This window comes from Mesorhizobium sp. 113-3-3, assembly GCF_016756495.1.
Classification (GTDB): Bacteria; Pseudomonadota; Alphaproteobacteria; order Rhizobiales; family Rhizobiaceae; genus Mesorhizobium.
Window position 1 is genome coordinate 1955733 of record NZ_AP023243.1, and the last position, 17605, is coordinate 1973337.

A 17605-nucleotide genomic window follows, 5' to 3' on the forward strand; every position below is an offset into this window, starting at 1 on the left:
GAGCACCGGCCCGCGCCTGAAAAGGTCGCGTTGCGATGTGCTGAATCAGCCTGCCGGGAAAATAACACCGTCGGACAGAATTCCCATAGCGGAGCTCATACCTGGCCAGAGGCAGCGTTGACGCAGAGTCGTGGCAGGTTAGGATTGCAGGGCATGACCGGACTGAAACGCGCCTTGAATCCGATCCCTGACCTGATCCGCGACACCTTGGCGGAGCGTGGTCTGATGAAGGCCTATGAGGCCCGGCCGGACTACCAGAAGAACGACTATCTCGGCTGGATTGCCCGCGCCAAGCGCCCGGACACCAGGCAGAAGCGGCTCGACCAGATGCTGGACGAATTGCAACGTGGCGGTGTCTACATGAACATGGTTTGGCGCGGCTGAAGATCTGCTTCGGGTCGCTGCTGAACCTTGCACACGACGGTTCTGGATGATGCCTCGTCTTTCGCTGGCCCTTGCAGCGCAGGGGCGATTTGCTAAGCGCGGGCACCAGCAGCGAGGCAAATTCCATGAACAATAGCCGAGTGACCGTCGCCCCCGTCATCGAGACGCACCGAACCATCCTGCGGGCGCATCGGATTGAGGATTTCGACGCCTATGCCGCGATGTGGGCCGATCCGGCCGTCACCCGTTTCATCGGCGGCAAGCCGCGCACTCGCGAGGAAAGCTGGATGCGCTTCCTGCGTCATGCCGGTCTGTGGTCGTTGCTGGGCTACGGCTTCTGGGCGATCGAGGAGAAGGCGACGGGCCGCTTCGTCGGCGAGGCCGGTTTTCACGATCTGAAGCGCGACATGGAACCGTCGATCGAAGGCATTCCCGAGGCCGGATGGGCGCTGGCGCCGGCCGTGCATGGGGCGGGCCTCGCCACGGAGGTCGTCGGCCGTGTGCTGGCCTGGGGCGAAGAGACCTTCGGACGGGTGAAAACCGTCTGCATCATCGATCCCGAGAATACCGCCTCGTTGAATGTCGCCGGCAAGGTCGGCTATCGCGAAGTGTTGCGGACCACGTATCATGACGCCCCGACCGTGCTGCTGGAGCGGCTGTCCTGAACCGGGATTGCAGTTCCCGTAAACTAGCCCGCCTTGCGGCGCAGCTTCCGCGCCAGATCGGCCCATGGATCGACGCTTTCGGCGGCCGGCGTGGCGCCCCGGCCTAGCAGCACCGTCGAGGCATCGAACGGCGTCGGCCTGGCGATCCCATAGCCTTGGGCATAGTCGACGCCGATCGTTTTGAGGGCGGCGGCGATACCGTCGCTCTCGACGAACTCGGCGATGGTACGCTTGCCCATGACCTTGCCGATGTGGTGGATCATCTCGACCATGGCGCGGTCGATGCGGTCGTCGAGCATGTCCTTGACGAAGCTGCCGTCGATCTTGAGGTAGTCGACCGGCAGGTGCTTCAGATACGCGAAGGACGACATGCCGGAGCCGAAATCGTCGAGTGCGAAACGGCAGCCCAGCCCGCGCAGATCGGCAATGAAGCGCATGGCGTTGGTGAGATTGGCGATGGCGCTGGTTTCGGTGATCTCCAGGCAGATCATGGAGGGCGAAATGCCATGGATGAGGAATTGCTCTCGCAGGAAGCCGAGAAAGGTCTCGTCGCCGAAAGTCGCGCCCGAAAGATTGATGGCGCATGTCGTTATCGGCGGCATACGCGGATCGGCCTGACGAACCGCCAGGATGCGGAAGGTGTTGCGCACCACCCAGCGGTCGATCGACGGCATCAGGCCGTAACGCTCGGCCGCGGGAATGAAGCTCTGCGGGGTGACGAAGCTGTCGTCTTCGTCGGTCAGCCGCAACAGGATCTCGATATGCGCTCCCGCCTCGGCGACGTCATCGTTGAGCGGCCAGATTTCCTGGGCATGAAGCCTGAAACGATTTTGCTCCAATGCGGCGTGCAGGCGCTGCACCCAGGCCATCTCGCCGAAGCGCTCGCGCAAGGCCATGTCACCGTCGCTGTGGATCTGGACGCGGTTGCGGCCCTTTTCCTTGGCCATGTAGCAGGCGACATCGGCGGCCCGCAGCGCTTCCTCGATCGTCACTTGCGCATCGGCGATCTGCACCATGCCGATGCTGACGCTGGTGTTGAAGGGTCTGCCATCCCAGGCGAAATGCATGTCCTGCACGGCCGCGCGCAGCCGTTCGGCGATGTCGGCGGCGGTTTCGCAGTCACTGTCCACCAACAGCACACCGAATTCGTCACCGCCCAGCCTGGCCAGCACGTCGCCCGGCCGCAATTCGTGGGTCAGCAGCGCGGAGATCTGGCGCAGCAACTGGTCGCCTGCGGCATGGCCGCAGGTATCGTTGACCAGCTTGAACTGGTCGAGATCGAGATACATCAAGGCGTGCTGCCGGGGCTGGCCCTGCAATTCGACGATCGTCCTTTCCAGCCGGCTTTCGAAATCGCGCCGGTTGGCGAGCCCGGTCAACGCATCGTGCGAAGCCTGCCATGACAACCGCTCGATGTAATCCTCTTCGCGCGTCATGTCGTGGAAGGCCAGCACCGCGCCGACGACCTCGCCGGAGACGAGCAGCGGCGCGCCGGTGAGCGCGACGGGAACAACGGAGCCGTCCGGCCGCTGCAGCACTTGCGGCCGGGCACTGGAACGGCGCGCCTCGCCGGCCAGGAGACGCTCGACCAACTGCGTTTCTTCAACGCCGGTGTCCTTGTCGACGAGGCGAAACAGCGACGCGACCGGCTTGCCCCTGGCTGTGCCGAGCGGGCAGTCCAGCAGCTTCTCGGCAACCGCATTCATGTAGTCCAGCCGCCCGTCGCGACCGGTGCTGATGACGGCCTGGCCGATCGAAGCCAGTGTGACCTGCGCGCGCTCGCGCTCGGCATTGAGCGCCAGCTGGAAGGCCTGGCGCTGCGCCAGGAGCTTGCGGGTGCGCCACACGGCAAGCAGGATCAAAGATGCGGCGGTGACGAGATTGGCAAAGGTGAGCAGCATCCGGATGAAGCGCGATCCCTCGCCGAGACTGTCCGAGAAGGCCTTGGACAAGGGGGTGATCTGACGATCGAGCTGATGGATTTCCGCTTTCCAGGCGCTGATCTCTGCTGCCGATGCCGGCCCCTTGGCCAGCGTCGCATGCATCGTGTCGCCGAGCTGCTGGATGGCGAGGATCATCGCGTCAGCGGCGGTCCAGTGCCGAATAGCGGTGTCGAGGTAGATGAAGCCGCGGAAATTCTGGAACAGCCAGATCATCCCGGTCACGTCGTCAGGGTGGTTTCTGCCCTGCAGAAAGCCTGCGCGCGCCGCCTCTGTATCGGGGTCGGGCTGCTCAAGCGCCAGGCGGGCCGAGCGGTCGGCCAGCGGAACGGCGATCGCTTCGCGATACTCGCCGAAGAACTCCTCATTGCCGGTGTCGGCATAGAGGCTGAGGAAATAGATGGCGTGCTTTTGCCCCTTGGACCACTGGCTTTCGCCGCCGACATAGGCGCGAACCGCCGAAAGCGTGTAGAGGCTGAGGCTGGCGACCAGCGCCTGGACGAGAACGACGGCAATGAACGGCCAGACGAGCCCGAGAAGACGGGGGCTGGCGTTCCTCGATGACGGCTTCTTCGAATTCACGGACGTGCCATGATCCTGTCAGCGCGTCTGTCCGACTGTTTCACCCGTCGGTTGAGACGATTTTCTTCCCTCATGTCGCGCAAATGGCGACAACAACCGGGTATCACGAGGGACTTAACAGCAAATAAATAGCTGGGTTCTCTATGGAGTCTTTTCTTGATTTGGCGGTTGAATATTACGTAACGTCAAGTGATTGCTTCAAGTTGAATCAGTTTGTATTCGAAGCTTGTCGGCCTTTTTCTGGCTCGCAATCGCGTCGGCTAAGGCAACGCCTCCGCCGCAAGACTTGCCTGTTCCAGCATCGAGGCATCCTCGCCGAAGGCGCGGGTGGCGCGGGCCGCCGCCTCGAGCAATGGCCGTTTCATGCGCTCAAGGAAGGCGGCATCGACGCGCGTGCTCGGCCCGGCCAGCGTCAAGGCGCCGAGCAGGACGCGCCCAGGCCCGAATACCGGCGCCGAGATGCCCGCCGTCTCGGGATCGCGGTCGCCGACGGCGAGGCAGTTGCAGGTCCTCCGGATGGTCTCGTAGGGCTCGCCCGGCTGGCCGGAAAACGCCGCCAGCACGCGGCCGCCCGAACCGACGAGCAAAGGCAACACGTCACCCTCGCGTATGGTGTAGCGGATCGGATGCTTGGATTCGACGCGGTAGAGACAGGTGCGGACGTCGCCCGAGCGGACATAGAAGGCGACGCTCTCCCAACTGCGCTCCGAGAGGTCGCGCATGATCGGCAGCAGGATGTCGACCGCCACGACCGAGCGCTGGTAGAGCGCGCCCAGCCGGAAGGCCGCGGGCCCGACACGGTAGCGCCCATCGTCGAGACGCTCGAGCAGTTGCCCACGCAGCAGCGAATTCGCCAGCCGCAGGATCGTGCTCTTGTAGAGGCCGGTGCGCGTCGCGATTTCAGCCAGGCTGAGCGAGCGGTCTGCCGTGGTGAAGGAATCGAGGATGGCAATCGCCCGATCAAGGGCCGCAACGCCTTCGACCGAAGCGCGCCGGCTTTCCACATCAATCGATCTGCCTGGCAAGTCCATTGCAATTCCCAGTTCGGAGAATCCGGAGCGGAGCCACTCTGTCGCGCCCGTGTATCGTTCTGTCCAGCAGAATATCGTTCCCGTTGACAGAACTTGGTAACATCTGCTTGAACTCGATCACGGGTCTGTGAATGCAGGCGCGTTTGGCAGGCACCGGAGGAGGTGTCGTGATCTGGAGGAATCCCATGCTGAACAGACGCAGATTTTTGATGAGCACGGCGGCTGCAGGCGCTGCCGGCCTTGCAGGACTTCATCTCACGCCAGCTTTCGCCGAAGGCGCACCGCAGATCCAGATTTTCGTGCCGGCGGCCCCCGGGGGCGGCTGGGACCAGACAGGGCGCACGATGGATCAGGTGATGCGCGCGGAGAAGCTGATCTCCGGCTCGCAGATCACCAATGTCGGCGGCGCTGGCGGCACGGTCGGGCTGCCGCAATTCATCAGCCAGTGGAACGGCAAGGGCAATTCGCTGATGGTCGCCGGCATGGTCATGGTCGGCGCCATCATCGCCAACAAGGCCGCCAACAATCTGACGCAGGTCACGCCGATCGCCCGTCTCACCGGCGAATTCGAGGCGCTGGTGGTGCCGGCGGAATCGCCGTTCAAGACCGCCGCCGATTTCGTCGCCGCGCTCAAGGCCGATCCGACAAAGGTTCCCGTCGCCGGCGGTTCGGCCGGTGGTTCCGACCACATCCTGTTCGGCCTGATCGCCAAGACGGTCGGCGTTCCGGCGACCAATCTGTCCTATGTGCCGTTCGCAGGTGGCGGTGAAGCCTTGTCGGCACTGCTCGGCAACCAGGTGGCGGCCGGCATTTCCGGCTATGGCGAATTCTCCGAACAGGTCAAGGCGGGCGCGCTCAGGCTGCTCGCCATCTCGGCCGACAAGCGCCAGGACGGCATCGACGCGCCGACGCTGAAGGAAGCCGGCATCGATGTCGAATTGTTCAACTGGCGCGGCGTCTTCGCACCTCCCGGCGTGTCCGACGCCGACAAGGCGGCACTGATCACCATGGTCGAGACCATGGCCAAAAGCGATGCCTGGGCGGCCGAATGCAAGAACCGCAACTGGACGCCCATCCTGCTCACCGGCGACGACTACGCGAAATTCGTCGCCGAGGATTCGGCGCGCATCGAAGCCATCCTCAAGGATCTCGGCCTCGCCTGATTTTCCCCAGGGGGACCGCGCGAGCCGTCCCTCATCTTTCAGTTCCAGCCGATCGCAGAGGAGCGCGGTCTGGCAACAAGTGAAGGTGCGTGAGGCCGGCAGCGGCTGCCGGCCGCCTTGGTCGATCAACGGGCCACCTACCGGGGAGGAAATTCATGAGCACCATCCACCAGCCGGCGACGCCCTCGCGCCTTGCCGTGCCGGAGTTGCTGATCGGCATCGGCCTTCTGGCCTGTGCCGGCGCCGTTGCCTGGCAAACGTTGGCGATCCCGGTGTCGCCGCTCTATTCCAAGGTCGGCCCGACCGTCTTTCCCTATCTCACCATGGTCGGCCTGATTGTGCTTTCGCTGCTGCTCATTCTCGCCGCATTTCGCGGCGGCTGGCAGCCGGAAGAGGAAAAGGAAACGCCGACCGACTGGAAGGCGATGGGCTTCGTCGTCATTGGCCTTCTGGCCAATCTGCTGCTTATCCGTCCGCTCGGCTTCACCGCGGCATCGGTCATCATGTTCGTTCTTGTCTGCTACGGCTTCGGCAGCAGGCATACGCTGCGCGACGCGCTTACCGGCCTTATCCTGGCGCTGGCCGCCTATTTCGGTTTCGCCAGGGCACTCGGCGTCAACATCGGCGCCGGTTTCATCGAGAACCAGCTGAACACGGTGATCGATGCGATCATCGGCGCGTTTGGAGCGTGAGGCCATGAACACGCTCACACAGCTCGCCCACGGCTTCTCGGTCGCCTTCACCCCGGTCAATCTTCTGTGGTGCCTGCTCGGCACCACGCTTGGCACTGCCATCGGCGTGCTGCCTGGGCTGGGGCCAGCGCTGACCATCGCGCTGCTTCTGCCGATCACTTACCAGGTCGCGCCGGAGGCCTCCTTCATCCTGTTCGCCGGCATCTATTACGGCGCCATGTATGGCGGCTCGACGACCTCGATTCTGCTTAACACACCTGGCGAAAGCGCCACCATCGTCACCGCGCTGGAGGGCAACAAGATGGCGCGGTCCGGCCGTGGCGGAGCGGCCCTCGCCACTTCGGCGATCGGCTCCTTCGTCGCCGGCACGCTCGGCACGCTCGGCGTCGCCTTCCTGGCGCCGGTGGTGGTCAAGTTCGCGCTGGCCTTCGGTCCAGCGGAATATTTCTCGCTGATGGTGCTGGCCTTCATCACGGTCTCGGCCGTGCTCGGCTCGTCCTCGGTGCGCGGGCTCACCAGCCTGTTTGCCGGCTTCGTCATCGGCATGATCGGGGTCGATCTGCAGACCGGCCAGCCGCGCTTCACCTTCGGCTCGACCGAACTGCTCGATGGCGTCGACGTCATCATCGCCGCCGTCGGCCTGTTCGCGGTCGGCGAGACGCTCTACATGGCCTCGCGCCGCTATGCCGGCAAGGACGAGATCGTGCCGCTGAAAGGCTCGCTCTACATGACGGCCGCCGAATGGAGCCGGTCATGGAAGGCCTGGCTGCGCGGCGCCGCGATCGGCTTCCCGATCGGGGCCATGCCGGCCGGCGGCGCCGAAATCCCGACCTTCCTGTCCTACGCCATCGAGAAGAAGCTGTCGAAGCACAAGGAGGAGTTCGGCACGGTCGGCGCCATCGAGGGCGTCGCCGGCCCCGAGGCCGCCAACAATGCATCGGCCGCCGGCGTGCTGGTGCCGATGCTGACGCTCGGCCTGCCGACCTCGGCGACAGCGGCGATCATGCTGTCGGCTTTCCAGAGCTACGGCATCAACCCCGGGCCGCTGCTTCTGACGACGCAGGCCAATCTGGTCTGGGGCCTGATCGCCAGCCTGTTCATCGCCAACGTTATCCTCGTCATCCTGAATTTGCCGCTGATCGGTCTGTGGGTGCGGCTGTTGAAGATCCCGGCGCCGCAGCTTTATGCCGGCATCCTGGTGTTCGCGACCGTCGGCACCTATGGCATCTCGCAGTCGCCGATCGACCTCGTCATCCTGTATTTGCTGGGGGCGGCGGGCTTCCTGATGCGACGCTTCGATTTCCCGACCGCGCCGGTCATCATCGGCATGATCCTGGGGCCGCTCGCCGAAACCCAGTTCCGCCGGGCGATGACCATCTCGAATGGCGACTGGTCGGTGTTCTACAAGCATCCGCTGTCGCTGACGCTGCTGACGCTCGCCTTCATCGGCCTGGTCGGGCCGCATATCTGGGCCTTCATAGAGCATCGCCGGAGGCGCGGACCGGAACATGTGCCGGGCGATGCCTGACCGATTTGAGAAGACATGACTGACCTGCTTTCCGGCATCCGCGTTCTCGACCTGACCAATGTTCTGGCCGGGCCCTATTGTGCCTATCAGCTGGCGCTGCTGGGGGCAGACGTGATCAAGGTCGAGGGACCGCAAGGCGGCGACCTGGCGCGCCAGCTCGGCGGTTCGCTAGAGCTCAACCAGGCCGGCATGGGCGTCTCGTTCCTGGCGCAGAACGCCGGCAAACGATCTGTCATGCTCGACCTCAAGACAGAAGCCGATCGTGAGCGCTTCCTCGACCTGGTCGCCAGTGCCGACGCGCTGGTGGAGAATTTCCGCCCCGGCGTGATGGATCGGCTTGGCCTCGGCCATGAGGCACTGAAGGCGGTCCGCCCGGGCCTCGTCTATTGCGCGATATCGGGTTTCGGACAGACCGGGCCGATGCGGGACAATCCCGCCTACGACCAGATCATCCAGGGCCTGTCGGGCATTATGAGCATCACCGGCACGCCGGAAACGGCGCCGCTGCGTGTCGGCTATCCGGTCGCCGATACGTTGGGCGGACTGGTCGGCGCGTTCGCGATCGCATCGGCGCTGGTCAGGCAGAAGATCTCGGGCAAGGGCGCCTTTCTCGACGTCTCGATGCTCGAATGCACGCTTTCCGCGCTTGGCTGGCCGGTGTCGAACTATCTGACCGCAGGGGTCGATCCCAAGCCTATGGGAAATGAGAACATGACGGCGGCACCCTCCGGAGCGTTCCGCACCGGCGATGGGTTGCTCAACATCGCCGCCAACAAGCAGGAGCAGTTCGTGACGCTTTGCCGGCTGATCGGACGGTCGGAACTGGCGTCGGACACGCGCTTTGCCGAGCGTGAAACACGCAAGAAGAACCGCGCGGCGCTGAAAGCCGAGATCGAGGAGGCCCTGGCAGGTGCCTCTGCGGCCGTGTGGGAAGAGACGCTCAACCGCGCCGGCGTGCCGGCGGGCAGGGTGCTGACCATCCCGCAAGTGCTGGCAGAGCCGCAGGTGCTGGAACGCCAGGTGACAGCCAATTTCGATGATGTTGCCGGGATGGACAGGCCGCTGACCGTGCTGCGCGGCGGCTTCATGGTTGACGGCGTGGCGCCTTTGCCAACGAAGCCGCCACCGGCGCTCGGCGCGCATATGGACGAAGTGTTCGCCGCCCTGCCTCCGCGCGCCAGGGCAAAGGCGCGGGCATGAGCGATACGCAGAAGAAGTCAGGCCGTGAACGCGGCGAGGAATGGTGGCAGACCGGTATCATCGAGATGAGCCCCGGCGTCATCCGGCTGCGCGGCTACGAGATCCAGGACCTGATCGGCCGTGTCTCCTTCCCCGCGATGATCTGGCTGATGCTGCGTGGCGACTTACCAAGCGAGGACCAGGCGGCACTGCTCGGCATTGCTCTGGGCGCGGCGGTCGATCATGGGCCGCAAGCGCCGTCGATCGCCATTGCCCGCATGGCGGCGACCTGTGGGGTCGGCATCAACAGCGCCATGGCCTCGGCCATCAATGTGCTCGGCGACGTGCATGGCGGCGCCGGTGAGCAGGCGCTATCCTTCTACGGGGATATCGCCGTGGCGATCGATGGCGGGATGGCGCTGGGGGAAGCGGTCTCGACCTGGCTCGACCGGTTCTTCGTCGAGGAGAAGGGTTATGTGCCGGGGCTCGGCCACCGCTTTCACCCGGTCGATCCGCGTGCACCGCGCCTGCTGGAACTGACCCGCGAATTTGCCGTGCGTGGTGTCATCAATGGACGGTTCGCCGACATCGCCGAGGCAATCGAGGCGGAGGTCGCCCGCCGGAAGGGCAAGAAGATCCCGCTCAACATCGATGGCGCCACGGCCGTCATCTATGGCGAACTCGGCTTTCCGCCGCCGCTGACGCGCGGGCTCTTCGTGCTGTCGCGCTCGGTCGGCATACTGTCACATGCCTGGGAGCAGTCGCAGCAGAGCGAGCGAAACAAGGGACCGCTGCCGCGCGAATGGCTGTGGGCCTATACCGGCACGCCGCCGCGGCCGTATCCCGGAGAGGACGAGGCCGGCGATTGAGCCTATGTCGCGCTGAGCGGCATAGGCCCGGGAAGCGTCAGGGTCTTCACCAGCGTCGACAGGTCGGGTTCATCGATAAGCATCGCGGCATCGACCGGGGCCAGCCAGGCTCGCTGCCGACGCTTGGCTTCCTGCCAGTCGGCAAGCTCTTCGGTCACTTCAAGCAGGTAGACGATAACGTCGACGCGGACAAAGCGATTGGCCAGCCGTTTCCAGTAGGAATAGGTGCCGGCCGGCCGCTTCAGCGCCTTGCCAAGCACGCCGGCTTCCTCCTGCGCCTCGATCGTGGCCGCCTTGCGCCCGCTCTTGCCCTTCATCGGCCAGCCCTTGGGAACGATGAAGCGCTTGGTCGTTCTCGACGTGACCAGCATCACCTCGATGCCGCCATGCTCGTTCAGCCGAAAGGGGATCGCCGCCACCTGGCGGATCCTTTCCCCTTTCTTGGCCCGGCGTACGGCCTTTTTCTTCGTGGCTGTCATTTGCAATAGTCCAGTCGGTCAGTGCCCCATAGCGTGATGTGGCGCCTTTGAAAACCCAAACTGCCGCAGGGGCACCCTGAAGGTCCCTATCATGTAAGTCGGCTAAATAAAAGAAGCTCGCCTGTCAGCGGCAGGTGCTCACGGCCGTGGTGCCGATGATCTGCATCTGGCAGCCTGACCTGACCTGCGGCACGACCGGCGGTGGCTGCTGGACGATCACGCGGTCCTGGTCGCGATACTGCTGTTGCTGCTGCTGGAACTGCTGTCGCTGAATGCGGCTCTGCAAGGCCTGCAGATCGTTCTGCTGGATCAGCGCGTTGTTTTGAGCCGCAGGATTGAGCACTTGCGCGCAAACGGGCAGCGCAAAGCCGGCCACAAAAGTCGCGGGCAGCATCGCCGATGCAAGTTTCCTAAATAGCCGACGCGCCAGCATCGGCGCGTTCCTGCGAAAAATCCTGTTCATTCCCGCAATATAGGGTGTTTGTCCGGCGATGCCATGGCTGGTCCATCGGCCTCTTGAAATCAATCGCGCCTCAGCCCCGTCCCGGCATCCGGTCCGCGGCTGTGGATTGCCGGCGATGCCAGCGCTTGAGCCCGGCACGGACATCGCGCTCCGCGACGCCGGGGCATCCGCTCCATGGAAGGCCAGGTGGGAGTTGCCCCAATAAAGGTCGCTTCTCAGTGGCGCAGAATCTGCCCGGCAACCCCGCATTGCACTTGACGCAGGCGGTCGATTCGCCGCTCTATCGGGTCGGCGCTGGCCTCGAGCTGAATGGCGTCAATGGCGTCGGCATGCCCGTCAGGGGCAACCGCGCTTTCGGGGAACGGTCAAACAGAATGCAGTCAGCGCGTCTCTCAAGGTCAGCTTCCAGCTGGCTCGGGACGGAGCCCGGCGGGAGAGGTCTTTATGAGGAAATACGCGTATTTGGTTGCGATGCTGGGTGCGGCCTGCATCGCGGGTGTGCCGGCCGTGGCCGCGCAGACCAAGGGCGACAAGGTGGCGGCACCGCCCGCGGCCGCTGACGCGCCGCAATTGCCCGGCGGGGCATCGGCTCTGTCCGAAACCCATGGCGACTGGACGGTCAATTGCCAGATATCGGGCACGAACAAGGTCTGCAGCCTGTCGCACCAGCAGTTCAACAAGCAAAGCAACCAGCGGCTGCTGGCGATCGAACTGTCGAGCAAGACCGGCGAAGATGCGACCGGCACCCTTGCCCTGCCGTTCGGACTGGCGCTCGCCAAGGGCGTCACCCTGACCATCGACGACCAGAAGCTTGACGGCAGCCTGGCGTTCAACACCTGCCAGGTGGTCGGCTGCCTGGTGCCGGTGGCGTTCGACGCCAATGTCACGCCGCTGCTCAAGAACGGCACCACGCTGAAGATCGACGCCTTCGCGGCGGACACCGGGCAAGCGGTGAGCTTTTCCATTCCGCTCAACGGGTTCGGCGGGGCGCTCGCCCGCACGGCGGAACTCTTGTCGAACTGACCGGCTCAGATCGGAGTCTGATGCGCGGCGGCCAACGGGTGCCACGTATCTTGTCCAATGCGAGTCAAACGACTGTTGTTTTCAGCCGCTCGGCGATGAGGGCGGCGAGCCGCGCCGCCACCTCGTCCTTGGTCATCTCGGGCCATTCCTCGACGCCGGCCTTCGATACGATCCGCACCCGGTTGCGGTCGCCGCCCATGACGCCTGAAGGGCCGATGCCGCTTTCGTGCGACACGTCGTTGGCGACGATGAAATCGGCGCCCTTCTTCTTCAGCTTGGCCTCGGCATTGGCAATCAGATCCTGCGTCTCGGCGGCGAAGCCGACGACCAGGCCGGGTCGCTGGCTGTGATGGCCGACGCCGGCAAGGATGTCCGGGTTCTCGACCATGCGCAGCACCGGTGGGCCTTCGCCTGCGACCTTCTTGATCTTTTCGCCGGCCGAATTCTCAGTGCGCCAGTCGGCGACGGCGGCGACGAACACCGCGGCGTCGGCTGGCAGAAGCTGTTCGACCGCATCGCGCATTTCCTGCGCGCGCTCGACATGGATGGTCTTCACGCCGGTCGGATCGGCAATGCCGACAGGACCGGAGACGAGGCGCACATCGGCGCCAAGCCTTGCCAATGCCGCGGCGATGGCGTGGCCCTGCTTGCCCGACGAACGGTTGGCGATATAGCGCACCGGGTCGATCGGCTCGTGTGTCGGGCCGGAGGTCACGATGATCTTGCGCCCCGCCAGCGGCTTGGGGCCGGCATCGAGCAGCGCCTCGACCGCGGCGGCGATCTCCAGCGGTTCGGCCATGCGGCCTTCGCCGGCCTCATTGCTTTCCGCCATCTCGCCTTTGGCAGGGCCGACGAAAGTGACGCCGTCCTTGCCCAGGGTCGCGCGGTTGCGGCGGGTGGCCGGATGTGACCACATTTTCGGGTTCATCGCCGGCGCCATCAGCACCGGCTTGTCGGTGGCCAGCAGCACGGTCGAGGCAAGATCGTTGGCATGGCCATTGGCGAGCTTGGCCATCAAATCGGCGGTGGCGGGCGCCACCACCAGAAGATCGGCCTCGCGCGACAGCCTGATATGGCCGACATCGTGCTCGTCATTGCGGTCGAACAATTCGGTGAAGACATGGTCGGCCGAGAGCGCACCGACTGACAGGGTGGTGACAAATTCCTGTGCGGCCGCTGTCATCACCACCCGTACCGCCGCCCCGCGCTCACGCAACCGGCGGATCAGGTCGAGCGCTTTGTAGGCGGCAATACCGCCGCCGATGATGAGCAGGATGCGCTTGCCGGAGAGGCTCATGCACCCTCCCAAGGATTGACTATGTTGATATCGCAGTCGGAAAAGTCAGCAACATTTCTAGTCACTACCGCAAAGCCTCGTGAGCGAGCAACCGAAGCGATCTGTGCGTCAAATTCGCGGATAGGGCGCCCCAGAAATCGTCTCTTCGAAACAATCTCTGCGTATGCTTCGGCCTCACGGTCTCCAAACGCGAGCACTGGGGTCTTGAGCCACGTGGTGAAGAAGGCCCCGATGACACTGCCCAGTGCAGCTTTACGCTTTCCATCGGGCATGTTCGCAAGTCCGACAAGCAGCTCTGCCTTGGTCATCGCCGTGACATATGAGCGGGTCGCGAGCGAGCTATCCATCCAGGTAGCCACCCCTGCATCCGGCCGTGGTTTGAAGGTTTCGGAAATAACATTCGTATCCAGCACGAACATGGTTAGTCAAATTTCAGTGGTTCGCGCGTAGGGCCGCGCTCCGGCAACTCGATATCGAAACCGCCATGGGGCTCAACCAGCCTACGAATCGCGGCGTAAAGGGACTCGCCCCGAGGGTCTTGGTCCACACCGTCCGAAAGGACACTCTTGGCAAGAACGCTGCGCGCTTCCTCTTCCATTGAGACTCCCCTCACGGCAGCTCGCTCACGCAATTTCTGCTTCACGTTGGCATCGAGATTGCGGATGGTAAGTGTGCTCATGTTTTTGCTCCTACCCTCAACGTAGTCCATGAAAGCGTTGCTTTCAATGACAGCAATGCCTGCATTGCTGTCATTGAGGGTGCTCAGAGCAGTTTCCAGGCGATATAGATCAGCGTCAGCGCGATCACCCACAGCGCCATACGGCCGGAGCGGCTGTAGCGCGCCTCGGCCTTGCCGATGGCGCGCGCCGTGGTCTCGTCGAAGCGCAGGCCGTGCTCGGCCATCAGGTCGATCTCGCGCGACAGCCGGTCGGTGCGCGCGGCAAGCTCAGGCGCCTGGCGGGCGAGGGTCAGCAGCGCCTTGGCGCCGTCGCGCGCATCGATCATCATGCCGCGCGGGCCGAGGTTTCCGGCGATCCAGCCGCCGACCACCGGCTCGGCCGTCTTCCACATGTTGAAGGCCGGATCGAGCGTGCGCGCCACGCCCTCGACCACCACCATGGTCTTCTGCAGCAGGATCAGTTCCGGCCGCGTCGCCATGTCGAAGAGTTCGGTCACCTCGAACAGCAGCGTCAGCAGCTTGGCCATGGAAATGGTTTCGGCCGGCTGGCCGTGGATCGGCTCGCCAATGGCGCGGATCGCTTGCGCGAAGGCCGCGACATTATGCTGGCGCGGCACGTAGCCGGCCTCGAAATGCACCTCGGCGACGCGCAGGTAGTCGCGCGTGATGAAGCCGTAGAGGATTTCGGCGAGGAAGCGGCGCTCCTTCTTGCCGAGACGTCCGGCAATGCCGAGATCGACGGCGACGATGGTGCCGTTGGCTTCGACGAACAGGTTTCCCGGATGCATGTCGGCATGGAAGAAACCGTCGCGTAGCGTATGGCGCAGGAACGACTGGATGAGATTGGCGGCGATCGCCTTCAGATCATGGCCGGCCTCCTCCAGGCCTGCGATGTTGTTCATCTTGACGCCGTCGACCCATTCCATGGTCAGCACGTCGCGGCCGGTGCGCTCCCAGTCGACGGATGGCACGCGGAAGCCGGGGTCGTCCTTGGTGTTCTCCCCAAGTTCGGAGAGTGCCGCCGCCTCGAGGCGCAGATCCATCTCGATCTTGGTGGTCTGTGCCAGCGTTTCGGTCACCTCGACAGGCCGCAGCCGGCGCGAGGACGGGATGTATTTCTCCTGCAGGCGGGCGGCGAGGAAATAGCTTTCGAGATCCTGGAAGAAGCGGCGGCGCACGCCGGGCCGGATGACCTTCACCGCGACCTTGGTGGCGGCGCCGTCATGGATGGCTTCGGCGGCATGGACCTGGGCGATCGAAGCGGCGGCGACCGGGTCGCCGAACTCGGCGTAGAGATCGCCCACCTTGCGCCCGAGCGAGGCTTCGATGGCCGCTACCGCCTCGGCTCTCGGGAAGGTGTGCATCTTGTCCTGCAGCATGGCGAGATCGAGCGCCATGTCGTTGCCGACGACATCGGGCCGCGTCGCCAGGAACTGGCCGAGCTTGACGTAGGACGGGCCGAGCCGGACCACGGCCTTGGCCAGCCGGTCGCTGCGCTCATAGGCGAGCGCGCGGCGGCGGGTGAACAGCCGCGCCAGCCGCCAGCCGAATTTCGGCAGGCCGGAGAGTTCCTCGCCCGGCAGAGCGGCGATGACGCCCTCGCGCACCAGCACCCAGCCGGCCCGTGCGAGCCTGAAACCGGCGCCGACGCTGCTCATGGCCGCACCCCGGCCGGTCCTTGAGACCGGCACGAGCCATATCCATGATGGGAAATGCGGGCCAGAATCAAAGCTTCCAGCCCGAATGAAGCGCGGCAATGCCGCCGGAATAGTTGCGGAACGAAACGCGGTCGAAACCGGCGCGGGAAATCATCGCCGCGAAATTCTGCTGGTTGGGGAATTTCGCGATCGATTCGACCAGATAGGAATAGGGCTCGCCGTCGCCGGTGACCATCTTGCCGATCCTGGGAATGGCGTTGAACGACCAGGCTTCATAGGCCTTGTCGAGCAGCGGCATTTCGACCTCGGAAAATTCCAGGCACAGGAACCGGCCGCCCGGCTTCAGCACGCGGAACGCTTCCGCGAGCGCGACATCGATGCGCGGCACGTTGCGGATGCCGAAAGCGATGGTGTAGGCGTCGAATGTGGCATCGGCAAAGGGCAGTTCCTCGGCATTGGCCTCGACAAAATCGGTGTTGCCGGACAGGCCCTTCTTTTGCGCCCTATCGCGGCCGACACCGAGCATCGAGCCGTTGATGTCGAGCACCGTGGCGTGCGCGTTGCCATGGCTGGCATCGATGATGCGGAAGGCGATGTCGCCGGTGCCGCCGGCCACGTCCAGGACCTTCCAGCCCGGCCGCTTCGGCGGATTGAGCCAGGTGACCATGGCATCCTTCCACAGCCGGTGCAGGCCGGCCGACATCAGGTCGTTCATCAGGTCGTAGCGGTTGGCGACCTTGTGGAAAACATCGTTGACCAGGGACTGCTTCTCGCCTTCCCCTACACGCTTGAAACCATAGGAGGTTTCCATGCCGCCCGCGGCCGTGGTTCTCTCAACTGACATTTTTTTGATCCGTCATAAAACCGGCGGGACCATAGCCGATCGATGCTGTGGGCGCTATTGTTTAAGGCGCGGTGTTCAGCCGCGCTTCCAGGTGGTGGGTTTTCAAGACCTGGACTGACCGACGGGATGTTTGAATGCCTTTGAAAGCGGAACTGCACTGCCATATTGAAGGGGCAGCGGCGCCCGAACTCGTCATCCGGCAGGCGCAGAAATACGGCAAGGATACCTCACCCTATATCCAGAACGGTTCCTTCGTCTGGCACGATTTCACGTCCTTCCTCGCGGCTTACGATTTTTCCGCCGATCTGTTCCGCACCGAGGAGGACTACGCCCGGCTGGCCGACCACTATCTGACCAGCCTTGCCCGCGACGGCGCCATCTATTCCGAAGTGTTCACCTCGCCGGACCATGCGACGAAAGCCGGCCTGTCGCCCAAGGCCTATACCGACGCGCTCGGCGAAGGCATGCTGCGCGCCAAGGCCAAGACCGGCATTGAGGGCCGCATGATCGTCACCGGCGTGCGCCATGTCGGCGTCGAGTCGATCGAGCAGGCGGCGCGCTTCGCGGCGCGTTGCGGGCATCCGCTGGTCACCGGCTTCGGCGTTGCCGGCGACGAGCGCATGGGCGAGATGGAAGACTATGTCAGGGCTTTCGAGATCGCGCGCGAGGCCGGGCTCGGCATCACCATCCATGCCGGCGAACTGACGGGCTGGGAGACCGTGCAGGCGGCGCTCGACCATATCCGCCCCTCGCGCATCGGCCATGGCGTGCGCGCCATCGAGAATCCGGACCTTGTCCGGCGCATCGCCGACGAAGGCATCGTTCTGGAATGCTGCCCTGGTTCCAACATCGCGCTCAAGGTGTTCGATAGTTTTGCCGACCATCCGTTTCCGACCTTGCAGGCGGCCGGCTGCAAGGTGACGCTCAACTCCGACGACCCGCCCTATTTCTGGACCTCGCTGAAGCGCGAATACGATATCGCGGCGGAGCATTTTGCGATGAACGAAAAGGCGCTTGCCGCCGTCACCAGAACCGCCATCGAAGCCGCCTTTGTCGACAGGAAGACCAAGGCGGCACTTCTTGCGCGGCTGAACGGCGCGGCGCGCTGATTTTCTCCGACAAAGCTGTG

18 protein-coding genes are annotated in these 17605 nt (G+C 64.2%); 9 read left to right on the top strand and 9 right to left on the bottom strand.

The features are described from left to right. The first annotated feature begins 153 nt into the window (after nucleotides 1-153). Both JG746_RS09510 and JG746_RS09515 read left to right on the top strand, forming a co-directional pair. Complete coding sequence (locus JG746_RS09510; RefSeq protein WP_202357899.1) at nucleotides 154-384, top strand: YdeI/OmpD-associated family protein; 231 nt, start codon at nucleotides 154-156, stop codon at nucleotides 382-384. Between the two features lie 125 nt (nucleotides 385-509). Further along, nucleotides 510-1049 carry a GNAT family N-acetyltransferase gene (locus JG746_RS09515; protein ID WP_202357900.1) on the top strand — a complete coding sequence of 180 codons (540 nt, stop codon included), beginning with the start codon at nucleotides 510-512 and terminating at the stop codon, nucleotides 1047-1049. Between the two features lie 23 nt (nucleotides 1050-1072). Here JG746_RS09515 and JG746_RS09520 read toward each other — a convergent pair whose 3' ends face one another. Further along, nucleotides 1073-3571 carry an EAL domain-containing protein gene (locus JG746_RS09520; protein ID WP_202357901.1) on the bottom strand — a complete coding sequence of 833 codons (2499 nt, stop codon included), beginning with the start codon at nucleotides 3569-3571 and terminating at the stop codon, nucleotides 1073-1075. A 260-nt stretch (nucleotides 3572-3831) separates the two neighbouring features. After that, nucleotides 3832-4602 carry an IclR family transcriptional regulator gene (locus tag JG746_RS09525; protein WP_202357902.1) on the bottom strand — a complete coding sequence of 257 codons (771 nt, stop codon included), beginning with the start codon at nucleotides 4600-4602 and terminating at the stop codon, nucleotides 3832-3834. 185 nt (nucleotides 4603-4787) lie between these two features. Between JG746_RS09525 and JG746_RS09530 the strand changes: the two genes are divergently transcribed. The 5 genes from JG746_RS09530 to JG746_RS09550 all read left to right on the top strand — a co-directional run bounded on the left by JG746_RS09530 (nucleotide 4788) and on the right by JG746_RS09550 (nucleotide 10033). Beyond that, nucleotides 4788-5765: a Bug family tripartite tricarboxylate transporter substrate binding protein gene (locus tag JG746_RS09530; protein WP_202357903.1), complete on the top strand. Its 978-nt coding sequence runs from the start codon at nucleotides 4788-4790 to the stop codon at nucleotides 5763-5765. Nucleotides 5766-5920: 155 nt separating this feature from the next. Continuing rightward, complete coding sequence (locus JG746_RS09535) at nucleotides 5921-6457, top strand: tripartite tricarboxylate transporter TctB family protein (protein WP_202357904.1); 537 nt, start codon at nucleotides 5921-5923, stop codon at nucleotides 6455-6457. A 4-nt stretch (nucleotides 6458-6461) separates the two neighbouring features. After that, a complete protein-coding gene (locus tag JG746_RS09540) occupies nucleotides 6462-7985 on the top strand; it encodes a tripartite tricarboxylate transporter permease (protein ID WP_202357905.1) in 1524 nt (507 codons plus the stop codon). A 15-nt stretch (nucleotides 7986-8000) separates the two neighbouring features. Continuing rightward, nucleotides 8001-9185 carry a CaiB/BaiF CoA transferase family protein gene (locus tag JG746_RS09545; RefSeq protein ID WP_202357906.1) on the top strand — a complete coding sequence of 395 codons (1185 nt, stop codon included), beginning with the start codon at nucleotides 8001-8003 and terminating at the stop codon, nucleotides 9183-9185. Next, nucleotides 9182-10033 (top strand): citryl-CoA lyase, encoded by an 852-nt coding sequence (locus JG746_RS09550; RefSeq protein WP_202357907.1) that lies wholly within the window; start codon nucleotides 9182-9184, stop codon nucleotides 10031-10033. The genes JG746_RS09545 and JG746_RS09550 overlap by 4 nt, the downstream gene beginning before the upstream one ends. A 2-nt stretch (nucleotides 10034-10035) precedes the next feature. Here JG746_RS09550 and JG746_RS09555 read toward each other — a convergent pair whose 3' ends face one another. Next, a complete protein-coding gene (locus JG746_RS09555) occupies nucleotides 10036-10512 on the bottom strand; it encodes an NUDIX hydrolase (protein ID WP_202357908.1) in 477 nt (158 codons plus the stop codon). Nucleotides 10513-10636: 124 nt separating this feature from the next. After that, nucleotides 10637-10945, bottom strand: coding sequence for a hypothetical protein (locus tag JG746_RS09560; protein WP_244730721.1), 309 nt, complete (start codon nucleotides 10943-10945; stop codon nucleotides 10637-10639). A 474-nt stretch (nucleotides 10946-11419) separates the two neighbouring features. On the opposite strand from JG746_RS09560, the gene JG746_RS09565 reads away from it, so the two are divergent. Further along, nucleotides 11420-11998, top strand: a complete 579-nt coding sequence (locus tag JG746_RS09565) for an invasion associated locus B family protein (RefSeq protein ID WP_096450172.1) — start codon at nucleotides 11420-11422, stop codon at nucleotides 11996-11998. A 64-nt stretch (nucleotides 11999-12062) separates the two neighbouring features. Here JG746_RS09565 and coaBC read toward each other — a convergent pair whose 3' ends face one another. From coaBC to ubiE, 5 genes are all read right to left on the bottom strand, one after another. Continuing rightward, complete coding sequence (coaBC, locus tag JG746_RS09570) at nucleotides 12063-13295, bottom strand: bifunctional phosphopantothenoylcysteine decarboxylase/phosphopantothenate--cysteine ligase CoaBC (protein ID WP_202357909.1); 1233 nt, start codon at nucleotides 13293-13295, stop codon at nucleotides 12063-12065. Continuing rightward, nucleotides 13292-13714: a type II toxin-antitoxin system VapC family toxin gene (locus tag JG746_RS09575; RefSeq protein WP_202357910.1), complete on the bottom strand. Its 423-nt coding sequence runs from the start codon at nucleotides 13712-13714 to the stop codon at nucleotides 13292-13294. The genes coaBC and JG746_RS09575 overlap by 4 nt, the downstream gene beginning before the upstream one ends. A gap of 2 nt (nucleotides 13715-13716) precedes the next feature. Beyond that, the gene (locus JG746_RS09580; RefSeq protein WP_202357911.1) at nucleotides 13717-13974 is read right to left on the bottom strand and encodes a FitA-like ribbon-helix-helix domain-containing protein; all 258 of its coding nucleotides are present in this window, start codon (nucleotides 13972-13974) and stop codon (nucleotides 13717-13719) included. Nucleotides 13975-14057: 83 nt separating this feature from the next. After that, nucleotides 14058-15632 carry a 2-polyprenylphenol 6-hydroxylase gene (gene ubiB / locus JG746_RS09585; RefSeq protein WP_202357912.1) on the bottom strand — a complete coding sequence of 525 codons (1575 nt, stop codon included), beginning with the start codon at nucleotides 15630-15632 and terminating at the stop codon, nucleotides 14058-14060. A 67-nt stretch (nucleotides 15633-15699) separates the two neighbouring features. Further along, nucleotides 15700-16476, bottom strand: a complete 777-nt coding sequence (ubiE, locus tag JG746_RS09590) for a bifunctional demethylmenaquinone methyltransferase/2-methoxy-6-polyprenyl-1,4-benzoquinol methylase UbiE (RefSeq protein WP_202357913.1) — start codon at nucleotides 16474-16476, stop codon at nucleotides 15700-15702. A 134-nt stretch (nucleotides 16477-16610) separates the two neighbouring features. Between ubiE and JG746_RS09595 the strand changes: the two genes are divergently transcribed. After that, nucleotides 16611-17585 (top strand): adenosine deaminase, encoded by a 975-nt coding sequence (locus tag JG746_RS09595; RefSeq protein ID WP_202357914.1) that lies wholly within the window; start codon nucleotides 16611-16613, stop codon nucleotides 17583-17585. The last annotated feature ends 20 nt before the right edge of the window (nucleotides 17586-17605 follow it).

What these genes read in the sequence shown, in the direction of transcription:
- JG746_RS09565 (WP_096450172.1), top strand. Translation starts at nt 11,420, where the DNA reads ATGAGGAAATACGCGTATTTGGTTGCGATGCTGGGTGCGGCCTGCATC.
- JG746_RS09560 (WP_244730721.1), bottom strand. Translation starts at nt 10,945, where the DNA reads ATGCTGGCGCGTCGGCTATTTAGGAAACTTGCATCGGCGATGCTGCCC.
- JG746_RS09540 (WP_202357905.1), top strand. Translation starts at nt 6,462, where the DNA reads ATGAACACGCTCACACAGCTCGCCCACGGCTTCTCGGTCGCCTTCACC.
- JG746_RS09580 (WP_202357911.1), bottom strand. Translation starts at nt 13,974, where the DNA reads ATGAGCACACTTACCATCCGCAATCTCGATGCCAACGTGAAGCAGAAA.
- JG746_RS09545 (WP_202357906.1), top strand. Translation starts at nt 8,001, where the DNA reads ATGACTGACCTGCTTTCCGGCATCCGCGTTCTCGACCTGACCAATGTT.
- JG746_RS09550 (WP_202357907.1), top strand. Translation starts at nt 9,182, where the DNA reads ATGAGCGATACGCAGAAGAAGTCAGGCCGTGAACGCGGCGAGGAATGG.
- coaBC (WP_202357909.1), bottom strand. Translation starts at nt 13,295, where the DNA reads ATGAGCCTCTCCGGCAAGCGCATCCTGCTCATCATCGGCGGCGGTATT.
- JG746_RS09595 (WP_202357914.1), top strand. Translation starts at nt 16,611, where the DNA reads ATGCCTTTGAAAGCGGAACTGCACTGCCATATTGAAGGGGCAGCGGCG.
- JG746_RS09525 (WP_202357902.1), bottom strand. Translation starts at nt 4,602, where the DNA reads ATGGACTTGCCAGGCAGATCGATTGATGTGGAAAGCCGGCGCGCTTCG.
- JG746_RS09515 (WP_202357900.1), top strand. Translation starts at nt 510, where the DNA reads ATGAACAATAGCCGAGTGACCGTCGCCCCCGTCATCGAGACGCACCGA.
- JG746_RS09555 (WP_202357908.1), bottom strand. Translation starts at nt 10,512, where the DNA reads ATGACAGCCACGAAGAAAAAGGCCGTACGCCGGGCCAAGAAAGGGGAA.
- JG746_RS09575 (WP_202357910.1), bottom strand. Translation starts at nt 13,714, where the DNA reads ATGTTCGTGCTGGATACGAATGTTATTTCCGAAACCTTCAAACCACGG.
- ubiB (WP_202357912.1), bottom strand. Translation starts at nt 15,632, where the DNA reads ATGAGCAGCGTCGGCGCCGGTTTCAGGCTCGCACGGGCCGGCTGGGTG.
- ubiE (WP_202357913.1), bottom strand. Translation starts at nt 16,476, where the DNA reads ATGTCAGTTGAGAGAACCACGGCCGCGGGCGGCATGGAAACCTCCTAT.
- JG746_RS09530 (WP_202357903.1), top strand. Translation starts at nt 4,788, where the DNA reads ATGCTGAACAGACGCAGATTTTTGATGAGCACGGCGGCTGCAGGCGCT.
- JG746_RS09535 (WP_202357904.1), top strand. Translation starts at nt 5,921, where the DNA reads ATGAGCACCATCCACCAGCCGGCGACGCCCTCGCGCCTTGCCGTGCCG.
- JG746_RS09510 (WP_202357899.1), top strand. Translation starts at nt 154, where the DNA reads ATGACCGGACTGAAACGCGCCTTGAATCCGATCCCTGACCTGATCCGC.